The 19,239-nt window shown below is 61.4% G+C and carries 16 protein-coding genes; 7 read left to right on the plus strand and 9 right to left on the minus strand.

Annotation, left to right across the window (positions count from 1 at the left end):
• Positions 1 to 81 precede the first annotated feature (81 nt).
• From xdhA to guaD, 3 genes are read left to right on the plus strand one after another with little or no spacing between them, the layout of a single operon-like run.
• The gene (gene xdhA, locus ABSE61_RS18435; protein WP_423872563.1) at positions 82 to 1,515 is read left to right on the plus strand and encodes a xanthine dehydrogenase small subunit; all 1,434 of its coding nucleotides are present in this window, start codon (positions 82 to 84) and stop codon (positions 1,513 to 1,515) included.
• Positions 1,512 to 3,872 (plus strand): xanthine dehydrogenase molybdopterin binding subunit, encoded by a 2,361-nt coding sequence (gene xdhB, locus ABSE61_RS18440; protein WP_423872564.1) that lies wholly within the window; start codon positions 1,512 to 1,514, stop codon positions 3,870 to 3,872. Before xdhA ends, xdhB begins: the two co-directional genes overlap by 4 nt.
• 27 nt (positions 3,873 to 3,899) lie before the next feature.
• Positions 3,900 to 5,252 (plus strand): guanine deaminase, encoded by a 1,353-nt coding sequence (guaD, locus tag ABSE61_RS18445; protein ID WP_423872565.1) that lies wholly within the window; start codon positions 3,900 to 3,902, stop codon positions 5,250 to 5,252.
• A gap of 30 nt (positions 5,253 to 5,282) precedes the next feature.
• Here the strand turns inward: guaD and ABSE61_RS18450 are convergent, their stop codons facing one another.
• The 5 genes from ABSE61_RS18450 to ABSE61_RS18470 form a co-directional block, all read right to left on the minus strand.
• Positions 5,283 to 6,002, minus strand: a complete 720-nt coding sequence (locus tag ABSE61_RS18450) for a haloacid dehalogenase type II (RefSeq protein ID WP_423872566.1) — start codon at positions 6,000 to 6,002, stop codon at positions 5,283 to 5,285.
• A 113-nt stretch (positions 6,003 to 6,115) separates the two neighbouring features.
• Entirely contained in the window at positions 6,116 to 7,114 is a 999-nt protein-coding gene (gene glpX / locus ABSE61_RS18455; protein WP_423872567.1) for a class II fructose-bisphosphatase, read from the minus strand.
• Positions 7,115 to 7,166: 52 nt separating this feature from the next.
• Entirely contained in the window at positions 7,167 to 8,486 is a 1,320-nt protein-coding gene (locus ABSE61_RS18460; protein ID WP_423872568.1) for a homoserine dehydrogenase, read from the minus strand.
• Between the two features lie 54 nt (positions 8,487 to 8,540).
• Positions 8,541 to 9,761 carry an LL-diaminopimelate aminotransferase gene (locus ABSE61_RS18465; RefSeq protein WP_423872569.1) on the minus strand — a complete coding sequence of 407 codons (1,221 nt, stop codon included), beginning with the start codon at positions 9,759 to 9,761 and terminating at the stop codon, positions 8,541 to 8,543.
• Between the two features lie 203 nt (positions 9,762 to 9,964).
• Positions 9,965 to 10,246, minus strand: coding sequence for a hypothetical protein (locus ABSE61_RS18470; RefSeq protein WP_423872570.1), 282 nt, complete (start codon positions 10,244 to 10,246; stop codon positions 9,965 to 9,967).
• A gap of 450 nt (positions 10,247 to 10,696) precedes the next feature.
• Between ABSE61_RS18470 and ABSE61_RS18475 the strand changes: the two genes are divergently transcribed.
• The 4 genes from ABSE61_RS18475 (at position 10,697) to ABSE61_RS18490 (ending at position 15,541) form a co-directional block, all read left to right on the plus strand.
• Entirely contained in the window at positions 10,697 to 12,502 is a 1,806-nt protein-coding gene (locus ABSE61_RS18475) for a PHA/PHB synthase family protein (protein ID WP_423872571.1), read from the plus strand.
• 146 nt (positions 12,503 to 12,648) lie between these two features.
• Complete coding sequence (locus ABSE61_RS18480; protein ID WP_423872646.1) at positions 12,649 to 13,047, plus strand: MAPEG family protein; 399 nt, start codon at positions 12,649 to 12,651, stop codon at positions 13,045 to 13,047.
• A gap of 110 nt (positions 13,048 to 13,157) precedes the next feature.
• Positions 13,158 to 14,555 (plus strand): MFS transporter, encoded by a 1,398-nt coding sequence (locus tag ABSE61_RS18485; protein WP_423872572.1) that lies wholly within the window; start codon positions 13,158 to 13,160, stop codon positions 14,553 to 14,555.
• Entirely contained in the window at positions 14,552 to 15,541 is a 990-nt protein-coding gene (locus ABSE61_RS18490; RefSeq protein ID WP_423872573.1) for a substrate-binding domain-containing protein, read from the plus strand. Before ABSE61_RS18485 ends, ABSE61_RS18490 begins: the two co-directional genes overlap by 4 nt.
• A 133-nt stretch (positions 15,542 to 15,674) precedes the next feature.
• On the opposite strand, the gene ABSE61_RS18495 is transcribed toward ABSE61_RS18490, so the two are convergent.
• The 4 genes from ABSE61_RS18495 to ABSE61_RS18510 all read right to left on the minus strand — a co-directional run bounded on the left by ABSE61_RS18495 (position 15,675) and on the right by ABSE61_RS18510 (position 19,126).
• A complete protein-coding gene (locus ABSE61_RS18495) occupies positions 15,675 to 16,262 on the minus strand; it encodes a class I SAM-dependent methyltransferase (protein WP_423872574.1) in 588 nt (195 codons plus the stop codon).
• Positions 16,263 to 16,274: 12 nt separating this feature from the next.
• Positions 16,275 to 17,324, minus strand: coding sequence for an N-acetyl-gamma-glutamyl-phosphate reductase (argC, locus tag ABSE61_RS18500; RefSeq protein ID WP_423872575.1), 1,050 nt, complete (start codon positions 17,322 to 17,324; stop codon positions 16,275 to 16,277).
• 165 nt (positions 17,325 to 17,489) lie between these two features.
• Positions 17,490 to 18,470: an N-acetyl-gamma-glutamyl-phosphate reductase gene (argC, locus tag ABSE61_RS18505; protein ID WP_423872576.1), complete on the minus strand. Its 981-nt coding sequence runs from the start codon at positions 18,468 to 18,470 to the stop codon at positions 17,490 to 17,492.
• A complete protein-coding gene (locus ABSE61_RS18510; RefSeq protein ID WP_423872577.1) occupies positions 18,467 to 19,126 on the minus strand; it encodes an FMN-binding negative transcriptional regulator in 660 nt (219 codons plus the stop codon). Before ABSE61_RS18510 ends, argC (ABSE61_RS18505) begins: the two co-directional genes overlap by 4 nt.
• Positions 19,127 to 19,239: the final 113 nt, after the last annotated feature.

Genomic DNA, 19,239 nt, shown 5'->3' on the forward strand with positions numbered 1-19,239 from the left:
AGGGTCAGGTTGTCGTTGCGCCGGTCGACCGCTCGCCTGAAATCGCTATCATGCGGGCGCTCAATATGCGACGATTTGGGCATGACCGGCGTCATTCATTTCCTGCTCAACGGCATCAAGCGTCGCGTTACCGAGGTAACGCCCGCCATGACGGTCCTGCAATATCTTCGCGAACGCGAAGGCATGATCGGCACCAAGGAAGGGTGCGCGGAGGGCGACTGCGGCGCTTGCACGGTCGTTGTGTGCCGGGTGGAAGACGGGCGGCCCGTTTATCACGCGGTCAACTCCTGCCTGTTGCTGCTGCCCCAGCTGGATGGCGCCGCCGTGTACACGGTCGAGGGACTGGCCGACCAGCGCGGCGAATTGCACCCGGTGCAACAGGCGCTGCTGGACAGCGACGGAACCCAATGTGGATTCTGCACGCCGGGAATCGTGATGTCGATGGCCGCCTTCCAGCAAAGCGGTGAGACGGCCACCGACGATCATATCCACGAGATGCTGTCGGGAAATCTATGTCGCTGCACAGGCTATCGCTCCATCGTTGCGGCGTGCCGTCGCCTGGCAGCCGATACAGCCGATGCTCCCGCGCCATTGATGGAATCGCCTTCCCTGATCGAGACGCTAACGTCCTGTGCCGATTACAGGGACGACAATCTGATTTTCCTGACCCCTTGCTCCCTCACAGAACTCGCCGGTGTCGCGGCGCAACATCCACAGGCCCAGTTCCTCGCTGGCGGCACAGATCTCGGTCTGCTGTTCAGTAAGCACCGGAAGCAGCCGACAGCTCTGATTTCCACCTCGCGCGTGGCTGAAATGAAGCGGATCAGCGTTGTGGCGGACGCGCTCGAGATCGGCGGGGCCGTGACCTATACGGAGGCGCTGCCGTATCTCGACGAGCACTTGCCGCAATTCGCAGACCTGGTGCGGCGTATCGGATCACGGCAGATCCGCAATCTCGGTACGATCGCCGGCAATCTGGCGAATGCCTCGCCGATCGGCGATACACCGCCCTGCCTGATTGCGCTGGAGGCGATTCTGACGTTGCAATCGGCATCTGGCTCGCGCAGCGTTCCGGCCGAAGGCTTTATCACGGGTTACCGCAAGACCGTACTGCAGCCGGGCGAATTCATCGAAAGCATCCGCATACCGCGCCTGCGGCCAAATCAGCAGTTCTTCGCCTACAAGATTTCGAAGCGCTTCGATCAGGATATCTCGACGACGATCGGCGCGTTCCGGATCGAGCTACAAAACTCTGTCGTCCGCGATTTACGGGCAGTGTTTGGAGGAATGGCCGCGCAGCCGGCCCGTGCAACCTGCGCCGAGAAGATCGTGATCGGTCGTCCATGGACGCCTGAGACGCTTGCCGGCATCGACGCTGAGGTCGCGCGTGACTTCTCGCCCATCGACGATCATCGCGGCAGCGCGGCTTACCGGCTGCGCGCCGCGGCCAATTTGTTCCGTCGGCTGCAGCTGGAAACCACGGTTACGAGCCCGGTGCGTCTGGAGTTGCTATGAACGAACCGATCCTGCGATCCATACGGGGCGGCGCGCATGTGCCGGTTCGCCACGATAGCGCCATCGGTCATTTGACCGGACGGGCGCTATACATCGACGACCTGCCGGTCGTACCGGGCACGCTGCACGGCGCGCTTGTGCTTAGTCCACATCCCCATGCCCGCATCAGCCGGATCGACCTCTCCCGCGCGCTCGCTTCGCCTGGCGTCGTGGCGGCAATCGTTGCCGACGACATTCCCGGCAAGAACGATATCGGCCCCATCCGCGGCGACGAACCGTTGCTGCCCAAAGAGTTTGCCGAATATGAGGGCCAACCCGTTGTGGCCGTCGCAGCCGACACCCTGGACAATGCACGAGCGGCGGCGAATCTCGTTGCAATCGACTACGAGATCCTGCCTGCCGTTCTCTCGTTGACCGAAGCGATCGCGCGCGAGCTCTATGTTTCGCCGGTGCAGGCGATGAAGCGTGGCGATGTGGATGCCGAACTGGCTCGTGCCCCGCACAGGCTCTCCGGCGAATTCGCATGCGGTGGCCAGGACCACTTCTACCTCGAGGGACAGGTTGCTTTGGCGGTGCCCGGTGAAGGCTCCGACATGGCCGTCTATTCGTCGACCCAGCACCCGACCGAAGTGCAGCATGGCGTGGCGCACCTGCTCGGCCTGCCCTTCAACATGGTGACGGTGGAAGTCAGGCGCATGGGCGGCGGCTTCGGCGGCAAGGAGAGCCAGGCCACGTTGATTGCCGGCATTGCCGCGGTACTCGCCCGCAAAGCCGGCCGGCCGGTCAAGCTCCGGCTTCCGCGCGACGACGACATGCGCGCCACCGGCAAGCGGCATCCGTTCCTGTTTCGCTATGACATAGGCTTCGATGGCGATGGCCACATCCTTGGGCTCGACCTGTTGCTCGCCGCCAATGGCGGCAATGTCGCCGATCACACCCCGGCGGTGGTCACCCGCGCGCTTTGCCACGCCGACAACTGTTACTGGCTGCCGTGTCTGCGGTTCGTCGGCCTTCCGTGCAAGACCAATACCGTCTCGAACACGGCGTTTCGCGGCTATGGCGGACCGCAGGGAATGTTCGCGATCGAGACAATCCTCGATATCGTGGGCCGTCATCTCGGACTGCCGCTCGAGGAACTGCGGCGGCGGAATTTCTACGGCATCGGCCGAAATGACGTGACGCCTTACGGCATGAAGGTCGAGGACAACATCCTCGGGCACATCGCCGACGAACTCGAGCACAGCGTCGATCTTGCCGGCTGGCGCGAGGAAATCTCGGCCTTCAACGGCGCAAGCCCCGTAATCAAGAAGGGGCTCGCCACCATGCCGATCAAGTTCGGCATCTCCTTCAACCGTCCGGCACTCAACCAGGCTGGCGCGCTGGTCAGCGTCTATACCGACGGCAGCGTGACGCTGAACCACGGCGGCACCGAGATGGGACAGGGCTTGTTCGTCAAGGTAGCGCAGGTCGTCGCTGAAGCTTTTCAGATCGATCTTGAGAATATTCGTGTTTCGGCGACCACGACAGCCAAGGTCCCGAATACCTCGCCGACGGCCGCATCTTGCGGATCTGATCTCAACGGCATGGCGGCCCTCAATGCGGCCCAGGAAATCAAGGGACGCATGACGGACGTGGCGGCAGGCCATTTCGACGTGCCCGCAAGCGAGATCCTGTTCACTGCGAACCGGATCTATGCCGGCAACCGCAGCCTGTCGTTCAGCGAACTTGCGCTGTTGTGCTGGGATCAGCGCGTCTCGTTGTCGGCGACGGGCTATTACCGGACGCCGAAGATCCATTGGGACCCAAAGACCAACACGGGACGTCCCTTCTATTACTTCGTCTATGGCGCCGCAGCGGCGGAAGTGGCGATCGACACACTGACGGGCGAGATGCGGGTGCTGCGCGCCGAGCTCCTGCAGGATTGCGGAAAATCGCTCAATCCGGCACTTGATCTTGGCCAGATCGAGGGCGCCTTTGTACAGGGCATGGGCTGGCTCACCACCGAGGAGTTGTGGTGGGACCAAGGCGGACGGCTCAAGACCCACGGTCCGTCAACCTACAAGATTCCCGGCAGCAGGGACGTGCCGCCTCGCTTCAACGTCCGTCTGTTGAGCGATGCACCGAACAAGGAGGCCACGGTCTTCCGCTCCAAGGCGGTGGGCGAGCCGCCACTGATGCTGGCCATTTCTGTATGGCTTGCCGTCCGTGACGCCATCGCCAGTCTTGCTGACTACAAAACCGCACCCGTTCTCGATGCTCCGACAACTCCGGAGCGGATTCTTTCAGCCATCGACGATATCCGTCTGCGCGCCGGCCGGTCCGACGATCGGGTTGAGGCCAGCCCTTCTGGTCATTAAGTCCGAAAGCTCGCGAGAAGGGCCACATTGAGAAACCGACCGACAAACGAGCGCCCGACCGTCATTCGCGGCCCCGTCCTGACCTTCACGGGCAACCCTTTTACAGATGGGCTCGAACACACCGCGGTTTACGAACGGGATGCCATCGTCGCGATGGCGAACGGCCGGATTACCGAGTTCGGTCCGGCACAGCATGTTCTGTCGCGACTGCCAGCCGACATAGAAATCAGGAACTACGGCAAGGACTCTCTGATTTCGGCCGGCTTCATCGACAGCCACGTCCATTTTCCACAGACGCCGATGATAGCTGCGTACGGAGAGCAACTGCTGGATTGGCTGGCGAACTATACCTTTCCGACCGAGCTTAAATACTCCGACAAGGATTTCGCCCGGTCCGTCGCGCGGGTTTTTCTGCAGGAAAACCTGCGCAACGGAATCACCAGCGCGTGCGTGTATTGCACCGTATACCCGCAGTCGGTCGATGCGCTTTTCGAGGAAGCCGAGAAGCTCGGCATGCGCCTTGCCGCCGGCAAAGTACTAATGGATCGCAACGCGCCGCCGGCGCTGCTGGATACGCCAAAGAGCGGCTACGACGACTCCAAGGCGCTGATCGCGAGGTGGCACAATCGCGGGCGCCTCTTGTATGCCGTCACGCCGCGGTTTGCGCCCACCAGCTCGCACGAGCAGCTCGAAGCCGCAGGCGCGCTCTGCCGGGAGCATCCCGATTGCTACATGCAGACCCATGTCTCCGAGAACAAGAACGAGATCGCCTGGGTCGAGGAGCTGTTTCCCGAACGCAACGGATATCTCGATGTCTACGATCGCTACGCGTTATGCAGGCCGCGTGCGATTTTCGGCCACTGTATCTATCTGACGGAGGAGGAACTGCAAGTCATGCACCGGACGGGCTCGGCGATCGCCCATTGTCCGACGTCCAATTTCTTTCTCGGCAGCGGTACGTTCGACATCAGCCGCGCCCTGCGCCAGGATCGCCCGGTACGCACCGGAATCGGGACCGATCTTGGAGCTGGCACTTCATTTTCAATGCTGACCACAATGAATGCGGCCTACAAGGCCGCCCAGCTCAACGGTTATTCACTTTCCGCTCGTCATGCGCATTATCTGGCCACGCGCGGAACGGCTCATGCCATGTACCTTGAAGACAAGATCGGCAGCATTGCGCCGGGCATGGAGGCCGACATTGTCGTGCTCGATATGAAATCGACTCCGCTCATCAAGTACCGGATGCAATTCGTCGAGGATTTCGAGGAGGCGCTCTTCGTCCAGACCATGCTCGGCGACGACCGGGCCGTACAGGCGACCTACGTCGCTGGCGAGCTGAAATATAGCCGCAATACCGCGGAGGTCATTTCGACGTAGCGACGTTTGGCTACATTGCAGAGACGACGATCAACACCCCATCCGCGTGGCCAATTCGCCGAAATCCCTGGCGACGATGTCCCAGTCGCCCTTCGCCTCGAGGTCGTATTTCTGCAACGGACCATATTCGGTCGGACGCGCAACGAAGGCGGTTTTCAGCCCCAGTTTCTGGGCGGCCTTCAGATCGTGGTTATGCGCCGCCACCATCATCACCTGCTCCGGCGGCTGGCACAAAAGCCGCGCGGCGCCGAGATAGGTTTCGGGGTCGGGCTTGTAGTGTTGAAACAGCTCCGCCGACAGGATCAGATCCCACGGCAGGCCGGCGAACTTCGCCATCTCGGTCAACAGCGCGACATTGCCGTTCGAGAGCGGGCTGATGATGTATTTCGTCTTCAGCCGGGTCAGTCCGCCGACGCTATCGGCCCAGGGATGCAGCCGGTGCCAGCCCATCGTGAGGTGATGCAGGTCGGCTTCGTTCAAGCCGGAAATCGCAAGCTGTTCGACGAGTTTTTCCAGCGAACGCCGGTGCAGCGTGTCGAGAATGACATAGCCCCGATCCGGGTGTTTTCTCACGTCGTCCATGGAGGCGGCATAGACCGCGCGCCAGCCGTCGACGAGACCTGTCCAGTCGGCCTTGATGCCGCGCTTGTCGCCCCATGCGGTGAAGTCCGCGATCAGGCTGGTGCGCCAATCGACCACGGTGCCGAAGACATCGAAGACGAGGGCTTTGACTTGTGAGAGGTGGGACATGGGGGCTCCCGGTTCTGCTCCGTCATTCCGGGGTGGTGCGTTAGCACCAGACCCGGAATCTCGAGATTCCGGATTCGATGCTGCGCATCGCTCCGGAATGACGGGTGTTGTCTTTAATCGAGATGGAATTTGTCGAGCTGACGATGCTCGGCCTTGATATAGCGCACGGTGCCGGTCACCGAACGCATCACCACCGTTTCAGTCTCAATGACATCCTTGCGGAACTTGACGCCCGACAGCAACGAACCGTCGGTGACGCCCGTGGCGGCGAACAGGCAGTCGCCCTTCGCCATGTCTTCGATCCCATAGATCATCTTCGGATCGGTCACACCCATCTTGTGCGCGCGCTCGCGCTTTTCCTCGTTATCGAGGATCAGCCGGCACTGCATCTGGCCGCCGATGCAGCGTAGCGCGACGGCCGCCAAAACGCCTTCAGGCGCACCGCCGGTGCCGATATACATGTCGACGCCGGTTTCATCGGGGGTCGCACAGTGAATGACGCCGGCAACGTCGCCGTCGGTGATCAGGCGAACCGCAGCTCCGGTCGAACGGATGCTGTTGATGATGTCGGCATGGCGCGGCCGGTCCAGCACCAACACCGTGATCGCCGACGGCTCAACACCCTTGGCCTTGGCGAGCCGGCGGACGTTGTCGGCCGGCGCTGCGTCCAGATCGACCACGCCCTTGGCATAACCAGGGCCGATGGCGAGCTTCTGCATGTAAACATCGGGCGCGTGAAGCAAGGTGCCGCCGTCGGCCATCGCCATGGTCGCGATCGAGCCCGGCATGTTCTTGGCGCACAGCGTGGTGCCTTCGAGCGGATCGACGGCGATATCGACCTTCGGTCCAGCCTTGAGCCCGACCGTTTCGCCAATGAACAGCATCGGCGCCTCGTCGCGCTCGCCCTCGCCGATCACGATCGTGCCTTCGATCGGCAGCTTGTTGAGTTCGCGGCGCATAGCATCCACCGCCGCCTGATCGGCCGCCTTTTCGTTGCCGTGGCCGCGCAGGCGCGCCGCCGAGACTGCCGCGCGCTCCGTCACCCGTACGATTTCGAGCGTCAGGACCCGCTCGAGCAGCAACTGGGGCGGGACGGAAATATGGGTCGACATCGGCGAACTCCTCTTAAGACCTCATTTGCAGGCTTTGCGGCCTGCATAATATTCAATTCTTTTCGATCCGGATCACCTGCGGACGTCCGCTGATGACCTTGTCGCGCTGCACGGCGTCCAGCGCGCGGTATACGGCGTCCTCGCTAGTGGCATAGGTAATCAGGATCACCGGTACGGGCGCAGCTTTCCCCGCCATCCGCACGGCGTCAACGCCGTCGGCATGGCGCTGGACGATCGATTCAATGGAAATTTTTTGTTCGGCCAGGCGCGTAGCGATCGTGGCGGCGGTGCCTGCCAGATCGCGCGCCATCAGGCGGATGTAATAACCGCCCTCATGGCGTTCCATCGGCGCCTTCTCGATCGCCCGCAACCGTTCCACGGGACGGCCGAACGGCAGCGCGCGGATACCGCGCGCGACATCGGCAATGTCGGCGACAACGGCCGACGCCGTCGCCGCCCCGCCGGCGCCCGGGCCAACCAGTGTGATGGGCGGAATGCCCTCGCCGTCGATGGTGACGGCGTTGGTGACGCCCATGACCTGCGCAATCGAGGACGTCTTCGGCACCATGGTCGGATGCACGCGCTGCTCGATGCCCTTTGCGGTCCGCACCGCTACCCCGAGCAATTTGACGCGGTAGCCGAGTTCGGCGGCGGCGCGCAAATCCTCCGGCGCGATCGACGAGATGCCCTCGACATAGACCGCGCCTTGCGAGACTCTGGTGCCGAAGGCAAGGCTCGCCAGAATAGCCAGCTTCTGCGCGGTGTCGTGACCGTCGACGTCGAACGACGGATTGGCCTCGGCATAGCCGAGGCGCTGCGCGTCCTTCAGGCATTCGGCAAACGACAACCCTTCCTGCTCCATCCGCGTCAGGATGTAATTGCAGGTGCCGTTGAGAATTCCGTAGACACGATTGATCGCGGTGCCAGCGAGCCCCTCGCGCAGCGTCTTGACGATCGGGATCGCCGCGCCGACGGCGGCTTCGAAATTCAAGGCGCCGCCAAATTGCTCGGCGGCCTTGGCGAGTTTAAGCCCATGTTTGGCGATCAGCGCCTTGTTGGCGGTCACCACCGACTTGCCGGCCTTGAGCGCGGTCTCGATTGCCGACAAAGCGGGTTCACCCGCGCCCCCCATCAACTCGACAAAGCAATCGATTGAGGGATCTCTCGCAAGCTCCAGCGGCGTTTTGGCCCAGTCGACCCCCTGCAGCTCGAGCCCGCGCTTCTTGGCCTTCGAACGCGCGGTGACCGCAACCACCCGCACCGCTCTGCCACAGCGCGACGACAGCGTTCGGCTCTGCTGTTCGATCAGACGGACCACCTCGGCACCGACGGTGCCGAGCCCCGCAATGCCCACTTTCAGGGGTGCGACCATGACTGAGAAGAACCTGCCGGAAGTTTGCCCACGGGAGACGCGGGCAGCAATGGATTAGCGCCGGTTGGCGAGAGGAACCACGTTGTGCAACGTTTCGATGCCGCTTTCAAGGAAGCGGCGCACGCCGCGCGCGGCCTGCCGGATACGTTGCTCGTTTTCAACCATGGCTATTCGCACGTACCCCTCGCCGTGTTCGCCAAACGCGACGCCGGGCGAAACCACGACGCCTGATTTCTCGACCATCAGGGTGGCGAACTGCATGCTGCCGAGGCTGCGAAATGCTGCGGGCAGCGGCGCCCAGGCGAACATCGAGGCTTCCGGCGGCGGAATGTCCCAGCCCGCGCGGCCGAAGGATTCCACCAGCGCATCGCGCCGCTTGCGATAGGTATCGCGCATCTCGCGAATGCAATCTTCCGGGCCGTTGAGCGCGGCGGTGGCCGCGACCTGGATCGGCGTGAAGGCGCCGTAGTCGAGATAGGATTTCACCCGCGCCAAAGCCGCGATGATCCGCTCGTTGCCGACGGCAAATCCCATGCGCCAGCCCGCCATCGAGAAGGTCTTCGACATCGAGGTGAATTCCACGGTCACGTCGACCGCACCGGGCACCTGCAACACCGAAGGCGGTGGTGAATTGTCGTCGAAATAGACCTCGGCATAGGCCAGATCGGACAGGATGAAAATCTCGTGCTTTTTAGCGAAAGCCACCAGATCCCGGTAGAAATCCAGGCTCGCGACATAGGCCGTCGGATTGGAAGGGTAACAGACGACGAGCGCGAGCGGTTTTGGGATCGAATGGACGATCGCCCGCTCGACCGCTTCGAAAAATTGCGGCGTCGGCTCCGACGGCACCGACCGGATTACACCGCCAGCCATCAAAAAGCCGAAGGCATGAATCGGGTAGCTCGGATTGGGGCACAGCACGACGTCGCCCGGCGCGGTGATCGCTTGCGCCACATTGGCAAAGCCCTCTTTCGAGCCAAGCGTGGCGACGATCTGGGTTTCGGGATTGAGTTTGACGCCGAAGCGCCGGTCATAATAGGCGGCCTGCGCGCGCCGCAGGCCCGGAATACCCCGCGACGCCGAGTAGCGATCGGTACGCGGCTTGCCCAGCGTCTCCTTCAACTTGTCCAGAACGTGCTGAGGCGTCGGAAGGTCCGGATTCCCCATGCCGAGATCGATGATATCGGCACCGGCATTGCGTGCGGCCGCCTTGGCGCGGTTGACCTGTTCGAACACGTAAGGCGGCAGACGGCGAATGCGGTAAAAATCTTCCATTGGACCCTTCAACTCCGGCGACCCATTTTCATGGACAGATTCGCCAATGACCCCTTAACGGATATCGTTCGACATCACCCTAAATCAACACCATATCAATTACTTAGTTAGATTTCGGGCTGAAGTCGTTTAAGTGTCGCCCCAACTCGCGGGGCCCAGCAAACCAATTCTAGCACGGAAGACTTTGTGCGCCAGCAGCCAGATTATTTTGCCGCCTGGGCGGCGTTCTGGGACTGGTCTTTGGACTGACCTTGGTCTTTGGCAGCCACGGCCGAGGCCTGACGGTCGCGCGCGGCCACCAGTTCTTTCTGGACCTTGGCGCGTTCGGCCGGCTCCATGGCGGCCTCGTCACGCGCCGGCGGCAATTGATTCACCGGCAGATACGCCCCGGTATCCTTGGCATGCGTATCGGACGATGCGCTGTCGAGCGGAATATCGGCGATCGATGTCGAGCAGCCGCCTAGAGCCAGCGCCGTAAGCAGCAATGCCGCCCTAGCCCATGCTCCACTGATTTGCCCACAAGACATCCGCCGTCCCCGACCCATCCAGACGCGATTAGCGACACAATTTCGACCCAATGACGCCAAGCGCTCAAACCATTGTCGCCCGAAACCATTAAATCCCAAACAGGAAACGGGCCGTCTGGGGCCTCAATAAGACCTAGCCGGGATAAATATCGCAGTGCAATAGCAACTTTTTGAGAGTGATTGCCTGTTTACCAGTGGAGTGGATTTGACATTCGCTACCCGCCAGCCGCGAGCTCTTTAAGCGAATGTCAAATCCAAAACTCCACTGGAAACCTATATTTACTAGTGGTCCTTTGATTCTAACATTCGCAAATGTCCCGCTGAGAAGGGATGCGAATGTTAGAATCGGACCACTAGCGTCGATTCTCGCGCGATGACGAAGTTGAAATGAAGCTGTAGTCTTGCGCCATGACGGACGTCGCCTCAGAAGCCCAGAACACCGCGAAATTCAACGCCGAAGCTTTCGCGATGAACATCGCCAAAGCGATGGAGAAAGGCGGCCAGGCGCTTGCTGCCTATCTGCAGCCGGCTGCCAACGGTGAGGTGCAGGACAAGCCGCCGAACGAACTCACCGAGCTCGTCAAGACATTGAGCACCGTCGCCGAATACTGGATGGCGGACCCCGATCGCGCCAACGATATTCAGACCAAAATCGGCAAAGCCTATCTCGACCTGTGGGGCAACTCGGTCCGGCGTCTTGCCGGCGAAGAGGTTTCCCCCGTCGCCGCGCCCGCGCCGCGCGACAAGCGGTTTGCAGATCCCGAATGGAAATCGAACCAGTTTTTCGACTTCGTTCTGCAGCTTTACCTGCTGACGACGCAGTGGGCGAACGATCTGGTGCGGGACGCCGAGGGCCTCGACCCGCATACGCGCAAGAAGGCCGCGTTTTACGTCCAGCAGCTCACCAACGCGATCGCTCCCTCCAACTTCGTCCTCACCAATCCGGAGGTGTTGCGCGAGACGCTGACTTCGAACGGCGACAATCTCGTACGCGGCATGAAGATGCTCGCCGAAGATATCGAGGCCGGGCACGGCACGCTTCGCATCCGCCAGTCCGATCCGTCCAATCTGGAAGTCGGCGTCAACATGGCGATCACGCCGGGCAAGGTGATCTTCCAGAACGATCTGATGCAATTGATCCAGTATTCGCCCGTGACGGAAAGCGTGCTTCGAACGCCGCTTCTGATCGTGCCGCCATGGATCAACAAGTTCTACATTCTCGATCTCAAGCCGGACAAATCCTTCATCAAGTGGTGCGTCGATCAGGGCGTTACGGTGTTCGTGATTTCCTGGGTCAATCCGGACAAGAGTCTCGGAAGCAAGACCTGGGAAGACTACATGAAGGAAGGGCCGCTGGCGGCGATGGACGCGATCGAGCGCGTCACCGGCGAAATGAAAGTCCACACCATGGGCTATTGCGTCGGCGGCACGTTGCTGGCGACGACGCTGGCGTGGTTGGCCGAGAAACGCCGCGTCCGCGTGACCTCGGCGACGTTTTTGGCGGCGCAGGTCGATTTCACCAATGCCGGCGATTTGCTGGTGTTCGTCGACGAAGACCAGGTCTCAGCCATCGAACGCGACATGAAGGCGTCGGGCGTGCTCGAGGGCGCCAAGATGGCCATGGCGTTCAACATGCTGCGATCGAACGACCTGATCTGGTCCTACGTCGTGAGCAATTATCTGAAGGGCAAGCCGCCGTCGTCCTTTGATCTCCTGCACTGGAATTCGGACGCGACAAGGATGCCGGCTGCGAACCATTCCTATTATTTGCGCAACTGTTATCTCGAAAACCGGCTGTCGTCGGGAACCATGGTGCTCGACAACACCCTGCTCGACCTGTCGAAGGTCAAGGTGCCCGTCTACAACCTCGCCACCCGCGAGGATCACATCGCGCCGGCCGATTCCGTGCTCTATGGTTCGCAATTCTTCGGCGGCCCGGTGAAATATGTGCTGTCCGGATCAGGACATATCGCGGGCGTCGTCAATCCGCCGGCTTCCGGGAAATATCAGTACTGGACCAACGACAATATCAAGGATGTGACGCTCGCCGACTGGGTCAAGGGTGCCCAGGAACACAAGGGATCGTGGTGGCCCGACTGGCGGCAATGGCTAGAGGCGATCGATCCGGAGCAAGTCGCGGCCCGCGAAGTCGGCGCGGCTGCGTTGCCGGCGATCGAGGACGCGCCCGGCAGTTACGTTCGGGTCCGCGCGTGAGCGTAACGAGGTGTCACGCGCGGCGTAATGCTACCTGCCTGTGATGGATTTGACATTCAACATTGATGGTCCACTGATGTATAGACGGTGGTCCCGAGGGAACGTGTTTTTAAATCTGGCAGGGGGAAACGATGACACCTGGACTGATGACGCCTGAGCTGTTCTGGCTGACCTTGACGGTCATTTTGACCGGGTTGTTGTGGATTCCCTACATCCTTAATCGTATCACGGTGCGCGGCCTGTTCGGTTCGATGGCCAACCCGTCGCGCGGCGACAAGCCGCATTCGGAATGGGCGAACCGCTTGATGTTCGCGCACGACAATGCGGTCGAGAACCTCGTTGTCTTCGCGCCGCTGGTCCTGATCCTCGCTGAGCTCGACTATTCGACGAAATGGACGGCTTACGCCTGCGCGGTGTATTTCTGGGCGCGCGTGGCGCATCTCATCGTCTATACGCTTGGGCTGCCGGTGTTCCGCACGCTGGCGTTTACCGTCGGCTTCATCGCGCAAGCCATTCTGGCGCTTGCGATCTTCAAGATCGTCTGAGACGCCACTTGAGACGCGATGAAACAACAGGGCGGCATGTTAGCTGCCATTGTTGGCGCTGTCCGGCTGATCCGCCCGCACCGCCATCGTAATCCCAACGCGAGCGAAGCATGACGAAGGCCGCATCCATCGATGTCGGAGACCTGATCGAGGGCCAGAGGTTCGGCAGTTTCCAGGCTGGCTTGATGTTCTGGATCTGCACCTTCATGCTCATCGAAGGCTACGACATGCAAGTCGTGGGTTACGCCGCGCCTGCCATCATCAAAGCCTGGCATTCGGACAAGGCGGCATTCGGCGCGGTGTTTGGCGCGGGGCTCGGCGGTTTCATGCTAGGGGCCACGCTCCTTGGCAACTTTGGAGACCGCTTCGGCCGCAAGCACATGATCGTCTCAGGCTCCCTGTTGTTCGGTTTCTTCACCCTCGCGAGCGCCTGGGCCGACGGGCTCACATCATTGCTGGTGCTGCGGACCATCGCCGGCATCGGGCTCGGTGGTTCGATCCCCAATGCCATCGCGCTGGTGGCGGAATATGCCCCGGCGCGTGATCGCGCGACCCGCGTCGGCGTCATGTTTATCGGCTATACGATCGGTTCCGCGCTTGGCGGCGTCATCGCTGCGCAACTCATTCCAGCCTGGGGCTGGCCCAGCGTTTTCATTGTGGGCGGCGTCCTACCCATCGCGATTGGTCTCGTTTCCATCTTCGTTCTGCCGGAATCGGTTCGCTTCCTGATGGTGAAGCGCGGCCGCACCGACCTCGTGCTCGGTCTGTTGCGCCGTGTCCGCCCCGACCTCGCCATTCCAGACAACGCCTTCCTCGCGATCGAAGAGGAGAACAAGGAAGGCTTTCCGGTAGCACACCTGTTCGCGGATGGCCGGGCATCGATGACCGTGCTTTTGTGGCTCGCCTATGCCGCCAACATGATCTCACTGCACTTTCTGACGAGCTGGCTGCCGACGGTTGTCGCCGAAAGCGGCGTGCCGCTCGCTCATGCGGTGATTGCGACGGCGCTGTTGCAGGGCGGCGGCGCTGTCGGAAGCCTGGTCGTCGGCCGGCTCCTCGACCGCATCGGCACGCTCGGTATCGTCGCCGCCTTCCTCGTTGCTGTGCCCTGCGTTGCGGCGCTCGGCCATGTCGGAACGAGCGAAGGGCCGCTCATGGCGCTGGTGATTGTTATTGGTCTCTGCGTCATCGGCGGCCAGGTTGGCATCAACGCGTTGGCGGGCACGCTCTATCCCACCTATATGCGCTCGACCGGCACCGGCTGGGCCTTCGGCGTCGGCCGTGTCGGATCGATCCTCGGGCCGGTGATCGGAGGCAAATTACTCGCCTTCGGTCTGCCGCTCGGCATGCTTTTTGCGGCCGCCTCGATGCCGATTCTGATCTCGGCAAGCGCCCTGTTCTTCCTGGGGCGACTTGCGATCCTCCGAAACCGCGCGGTGGGAACGGCGGCTCAATCAACCGCGATGCCCTCGCCGCTTTATCAGGCTTCAGGAGGCCCTCGCCCATGAACGAAGTCCCGCTCACACTGGCGATCAGCCGTTATGACCACGTAGAGGACCTGGTTTCGGGGCGCGTCGTACCCGAAGGCATCCACCTCACATGCCTTAGCCTGCCGATCGAGGAAATCTTCTTCCGCTTCCTGAAATACCGCGAATGGGACGCATCCGAAGTATCCTTTGCGAAATACGCGTCGCTCATTTCCCAAGGCGACCGTGCATTGACCGCTATTCCGGTCTTTCCCTCGCGCATCTTCCGACATTCTTCGATCTATGTTCGCCGCGATGGCGCCGTCCGCACGCCACAAGATCTCGCTGGCAAGCGGATCGGCCTGCCCGAATGGGCGCAGACAGCGGCGGTTTATTCGCGCGGGCTTCTCGCGCATCAATACGGCATCGATCTTGCCAGCATCGAGTGGATTCAGGCGGGCGTCAACGAGCCGGGCCGCAGCGAAAAGGTGGCGCTCAATCTGCCGCCCGGCATTCGCCTGACACCAGCGCCGACCAAGAGCTTGAGCCGGATGTTAGTCGAGGGTGAGGTCGATGCGGTACTGTCGGCGCATCCGCCCGACTGTTTCGAGAACGCTCACCCGAACATCGCACGGCTGTTCGAGGATTACATGACGGTCGAGGCTGATTACTACCGCGCGACCGGTATCTTTCCGATCATGCACGTCATCGCGCTGAAGCGCGAGGCGGTCGAGGCGCATCCCTGGATCGCCATGAATCTCTTCAAGGCCTTTGAGGAGGCGAAGCGGCGCAGTGTCGCGCGCGCCCTCGAGGTGACGGCGCCTCGCTTTCCCATTCCATGGTGCTTCGAGCATACCAGGCAGGCGCAGAAGCTATTCGGCCAGGACCATTGGCCGTACGGCGTCGACGCCAACCGCACGACGCTCGAAGCCTTCCTGCAATATGCCTATGATCAAGGCGTCTGTCACCGTCGCCTGGCGCCTGAGGATTTATTTCCAGAACAGGTTCTGTCTCAGGTCCGGGTGTGATCGGCCAATGGGACGGCCCGCGTCAGCCTGGTGGAGCGGATTTGGTCGGCTTCGCCGCGCAAGTCGTGCTCGCGCTCGCGATTTTCAAGATCGTCTGATCGCCTGCCAGTGGCGGCACCGGGACGTTACCGCCTCACCCTTTGCGCATGACGAGATGCAGCATGGTCGCTGGCGTCTCGTCAAAACTTTTGATGACGCTGGTATCGGAACTGAGCGACTGCCATGGCCCGGCCGCCGCATAAGTCGCGTGAAGCCAGTCCGCTGAAACATAATTGTAGTAGCGGCCAAGCGAGTCCCGGCCGTCGTCCTCGCCGCTCTTGAAGCTCGCATAGAACACGCCGTCCGCTTTCAGCGCGCGGTGAATGCGCGTAAGGATTCCGGCGAGCTCCGGTTTCGGCACGTGCAACAGACAGGCGCTGGCCCAGACGCCGTCGAATGCTTCGCATTCTTCCAGCTCGTCGAACCGCATGACCTCCACGGGGTTATTGAGCCGACTCGAGGCAATCGCGGCCATTTCGGGCGAGCCATCGGTGGCACGCAGGTCAAAACCGCGCGCCAATATTTCAGCGGCGTGGTTGCCGGCGCCACAGCCGAACTCAAGGATCGAGCCGCCAGGCGGCAATAACCCAAGAAAACCAATCAGCCGTGTCGATGGCGCTTTCGCCCAATCGGCATAGGCTCTGGCGTTGCTCCGGTAAAATTGCAGCGTCTCATCGTCCACGGCTGCCTCTCGTCATGGAAACAGTGCGATCTGCTCAAGGCCCGTTGCCTCGGGCCAACCGAACATCAGGTTCATGTTCTGGATCGCCTGCCCTGCCGAACCCTTCACCAGATTGTCCAGCGTTGCAATGACGATGGCGCGGCCGTTGATACGATCGGCAAACACGCCGATCTGCACATGGTTCGAGCCGCGCACATTCCGCGTCTGCGGTATCTCGTCCTTTTTCGCAAGATGCACGAACGGTTCGTGCCCATAGGCCCGCTCCAACGCTGCGCGCAGATCGTCCACTGTGGCGCCGTTTAGCCTGACATAGCAGGTGCAGAGCTCGCCGCGTGCCATCGGTACCAGATGCGGAGTGAAATTGACCGTTACGGTCGTCCCGGTCGCGACACCGATTTCCTGCTCGATTTCGGATGAGTGCCTGTGCGTGCCGATCGAATACGGCGACAAGCCCTCACCGGCCTCCGAGAACAGCGTATTCAGCTTCAACCCACGGCCTGCGCCGGTCATGCCCGACTTAGCATCAATGACCAGGTCATGGGCGTCAACGAGGCCGGCTTTCACAAGCGGCACGAGGGCGAGCAGCGCCGCCGTTGGATAACAGCCAGGGCAGGCAATCAGCCGCGCGGGGGCGATCTTCGGCCGGTAGAGCTCCGTTAGCCCGTAGACCGCCTCGCCCTGCAGATACAGTGCGCGATGTTCGTGGCCATACCAGTGGGCGTAAGCAGCCTTGTCGCGCAGCCGGAAATCCGCGGACATATCAAGGACCTTGATAGCGGGGTTGGCGCTCAGCACCGCAGCAACGATCTCCTGCGTGGCGCCGTGCGGCAAGCCGCAGACCACCGCATCCTGCTTCGCCCAATCGACCGCTTCCCATTCGGTCAAAACAGGCAGATCGAGTGCGAAGAAATGCGGAAATACCTCGCCCATTGCCTTGCCGGCATGGGCGTTGGCGGTCAACGCGGAGATTACGACATTCGGATGCCGGGCGAGCAAACGGATAGCGTCGGAACCGGTGTAGCCGGACGCGCCCAGGACTGCGACTTTCTTCTTCACGCTCATGACTCGCTTCTTTTTGAACGTCTTGATTTTCGATCCTGAATGCCTGCAATCAGGCTTCGCGCGAGTGCCGTGAAGTGGCATCGCTCACGCGCGATGAAGCGCGCGACCGCCATTTGGTCGACTTCAGATTTTGCTGGTTTGGCTTGCGGCGCCTGCCGCCTTCCCTCAGGCCTCTGAAAGGCCCAGCATCAGCCGCATGTTCTGTACGGCGGCTCCTGAGGCACCCTTGCCGAGGTTGTCGAGGCGCGCAACCAGAACCGCCTGACAGTGCTTGTCGCTGGCAAAGACATAGAGCTCGAGCTGGTTGGTGTCGTTGAGGGCTTCGGGCTCAAGCTTGCCGCTTTTGGCCGCCTCGCTTGCAAGCGGCAGCACCGAAACGTAGCGGCTGCCGGCATAGCGTTGGCTCAAGGCCGCATGCAGATCGGCCCCATCAGGCTTGCCTGGAAGCGTATCGAGTTGTAACGGCACCGAGACCAGCATGCCCTGCCGGAAGTTGCCGACCGACGGCACAAAGATCGGCCGATGCGTCAGCCTCGAATAAAGCTGCATCTCCGGCAGGTGCTTGTGCTCGAAGCCGAGCCCGTAGAGTTCGAAGGACGGCGCGCTGCCATCCTCAAAACTTGCGATCATCGACTTGCCGCCGCCGGAATAACCGCTCACGGCATTCACGGTGACGGGATAATCCGCGGGCAACAGGCTGGTATCGACCAGCGGCCGCAACAGCGCGATCGCGCCAGTCGGATAGCAACCGGGATTGGCGACCTTTTTCGCCTTTCGAATCTTGTCTGCCTGATCGGCTGCAAGTTCCGGAAAGCCATAGGCCCAGTCGGGCGCGACACGAAACGCCGTCGAAGCGTCGAGAATTTTGGGCGCAGCCGCACCCATGCCGTCGATCAGCGCTACGGTCTCCTTCGCCGCTTGATCCGGCAGGCACAGGATGACGAGGTTCACCTCCTTCATCAGCGCGCGCTTGGCACCGGCATCCTTGCGCTTGTCTTCCGCGATCGTCCTGACCACGACATCGTTCTGCAACCGCAGCCGCTCGTTGATGCCAAGGCCGGTGGTTCCGGATGCGCCGTCGACGAACACCGCGGGCTTGGTCGAAGCCCCGGAAACCTGGTTCTCTCTGGTATCTGAAAGGCTCATGGCGTGTTCCCTTCGAGCTTGTTCGCGAAGACCTGCGGCCGCGCTTGTCTCATCAAACCGGCAATCTGTTGCGAACTCGTCTCCGTTCGCTCCTGCAGCGCATCTGCTACCGCGGCATAATCGGCGTCAGATTTGTGCTGGTTCAGCTTGAAGCTACCCTCAATTTCTTCCACCTTCATGACGAGCCCGACAATCGCCTTTTTCATCGTCTCCAGCCGCGCGGACGTCATTTTAGCCGACGTCCATGGCTTTTTCGGCAACAGCCAATGCTCGAATTTCTCACTCAGCGTATCGATCTGAACCGCCAGTTCGTCGTCCGACAAAACCCGTACGGTCCCGGTCAGATGGACTGACTGATAGAGCCAGGTCGGCACCTGGTCCGGCGAGACGTACCAGTCCGCCGACACATAGGCATCGGGACCGTTGACCGCGAGGAGCCACGAAGTGGCGCCGTCCGCGAGTTTTGCCAGCGGATTTTGGCGGGCGACGTGAAACAGCACCTCGACCGCGCCGTCATCGGCACCGCTCAGGTAGAATGGCAAGGAAGAGGCGATCGGCCGCGTGCCGTTCCAGGCGCAGATGGTGCCAAATCCGCGCTCTTCCGCGAAGGCGAGGCTTGCGGCTTGGTCCTGCTTGAAAAACGGAGGCGTATACATCTCAAACTCCTGCTTGGCTTATCTCTGGGAAGCCGCCGGGATGGGATGCGCTGACAGGAGAGATGCCGCGGATCGGATCCGGCGGCAAAGGCGATGATCTAAACGCGAACAAC

Origin of the sequence: Bradyrhizobium sp., assembly GCF_049519115.1 — a bacterium.
Classification (GTDB): Bacteria; Pseudomonadota; Alphaproteobacteria; order Rhizobiales; family Xanthobacteraceae; genus Bradyrhizobium.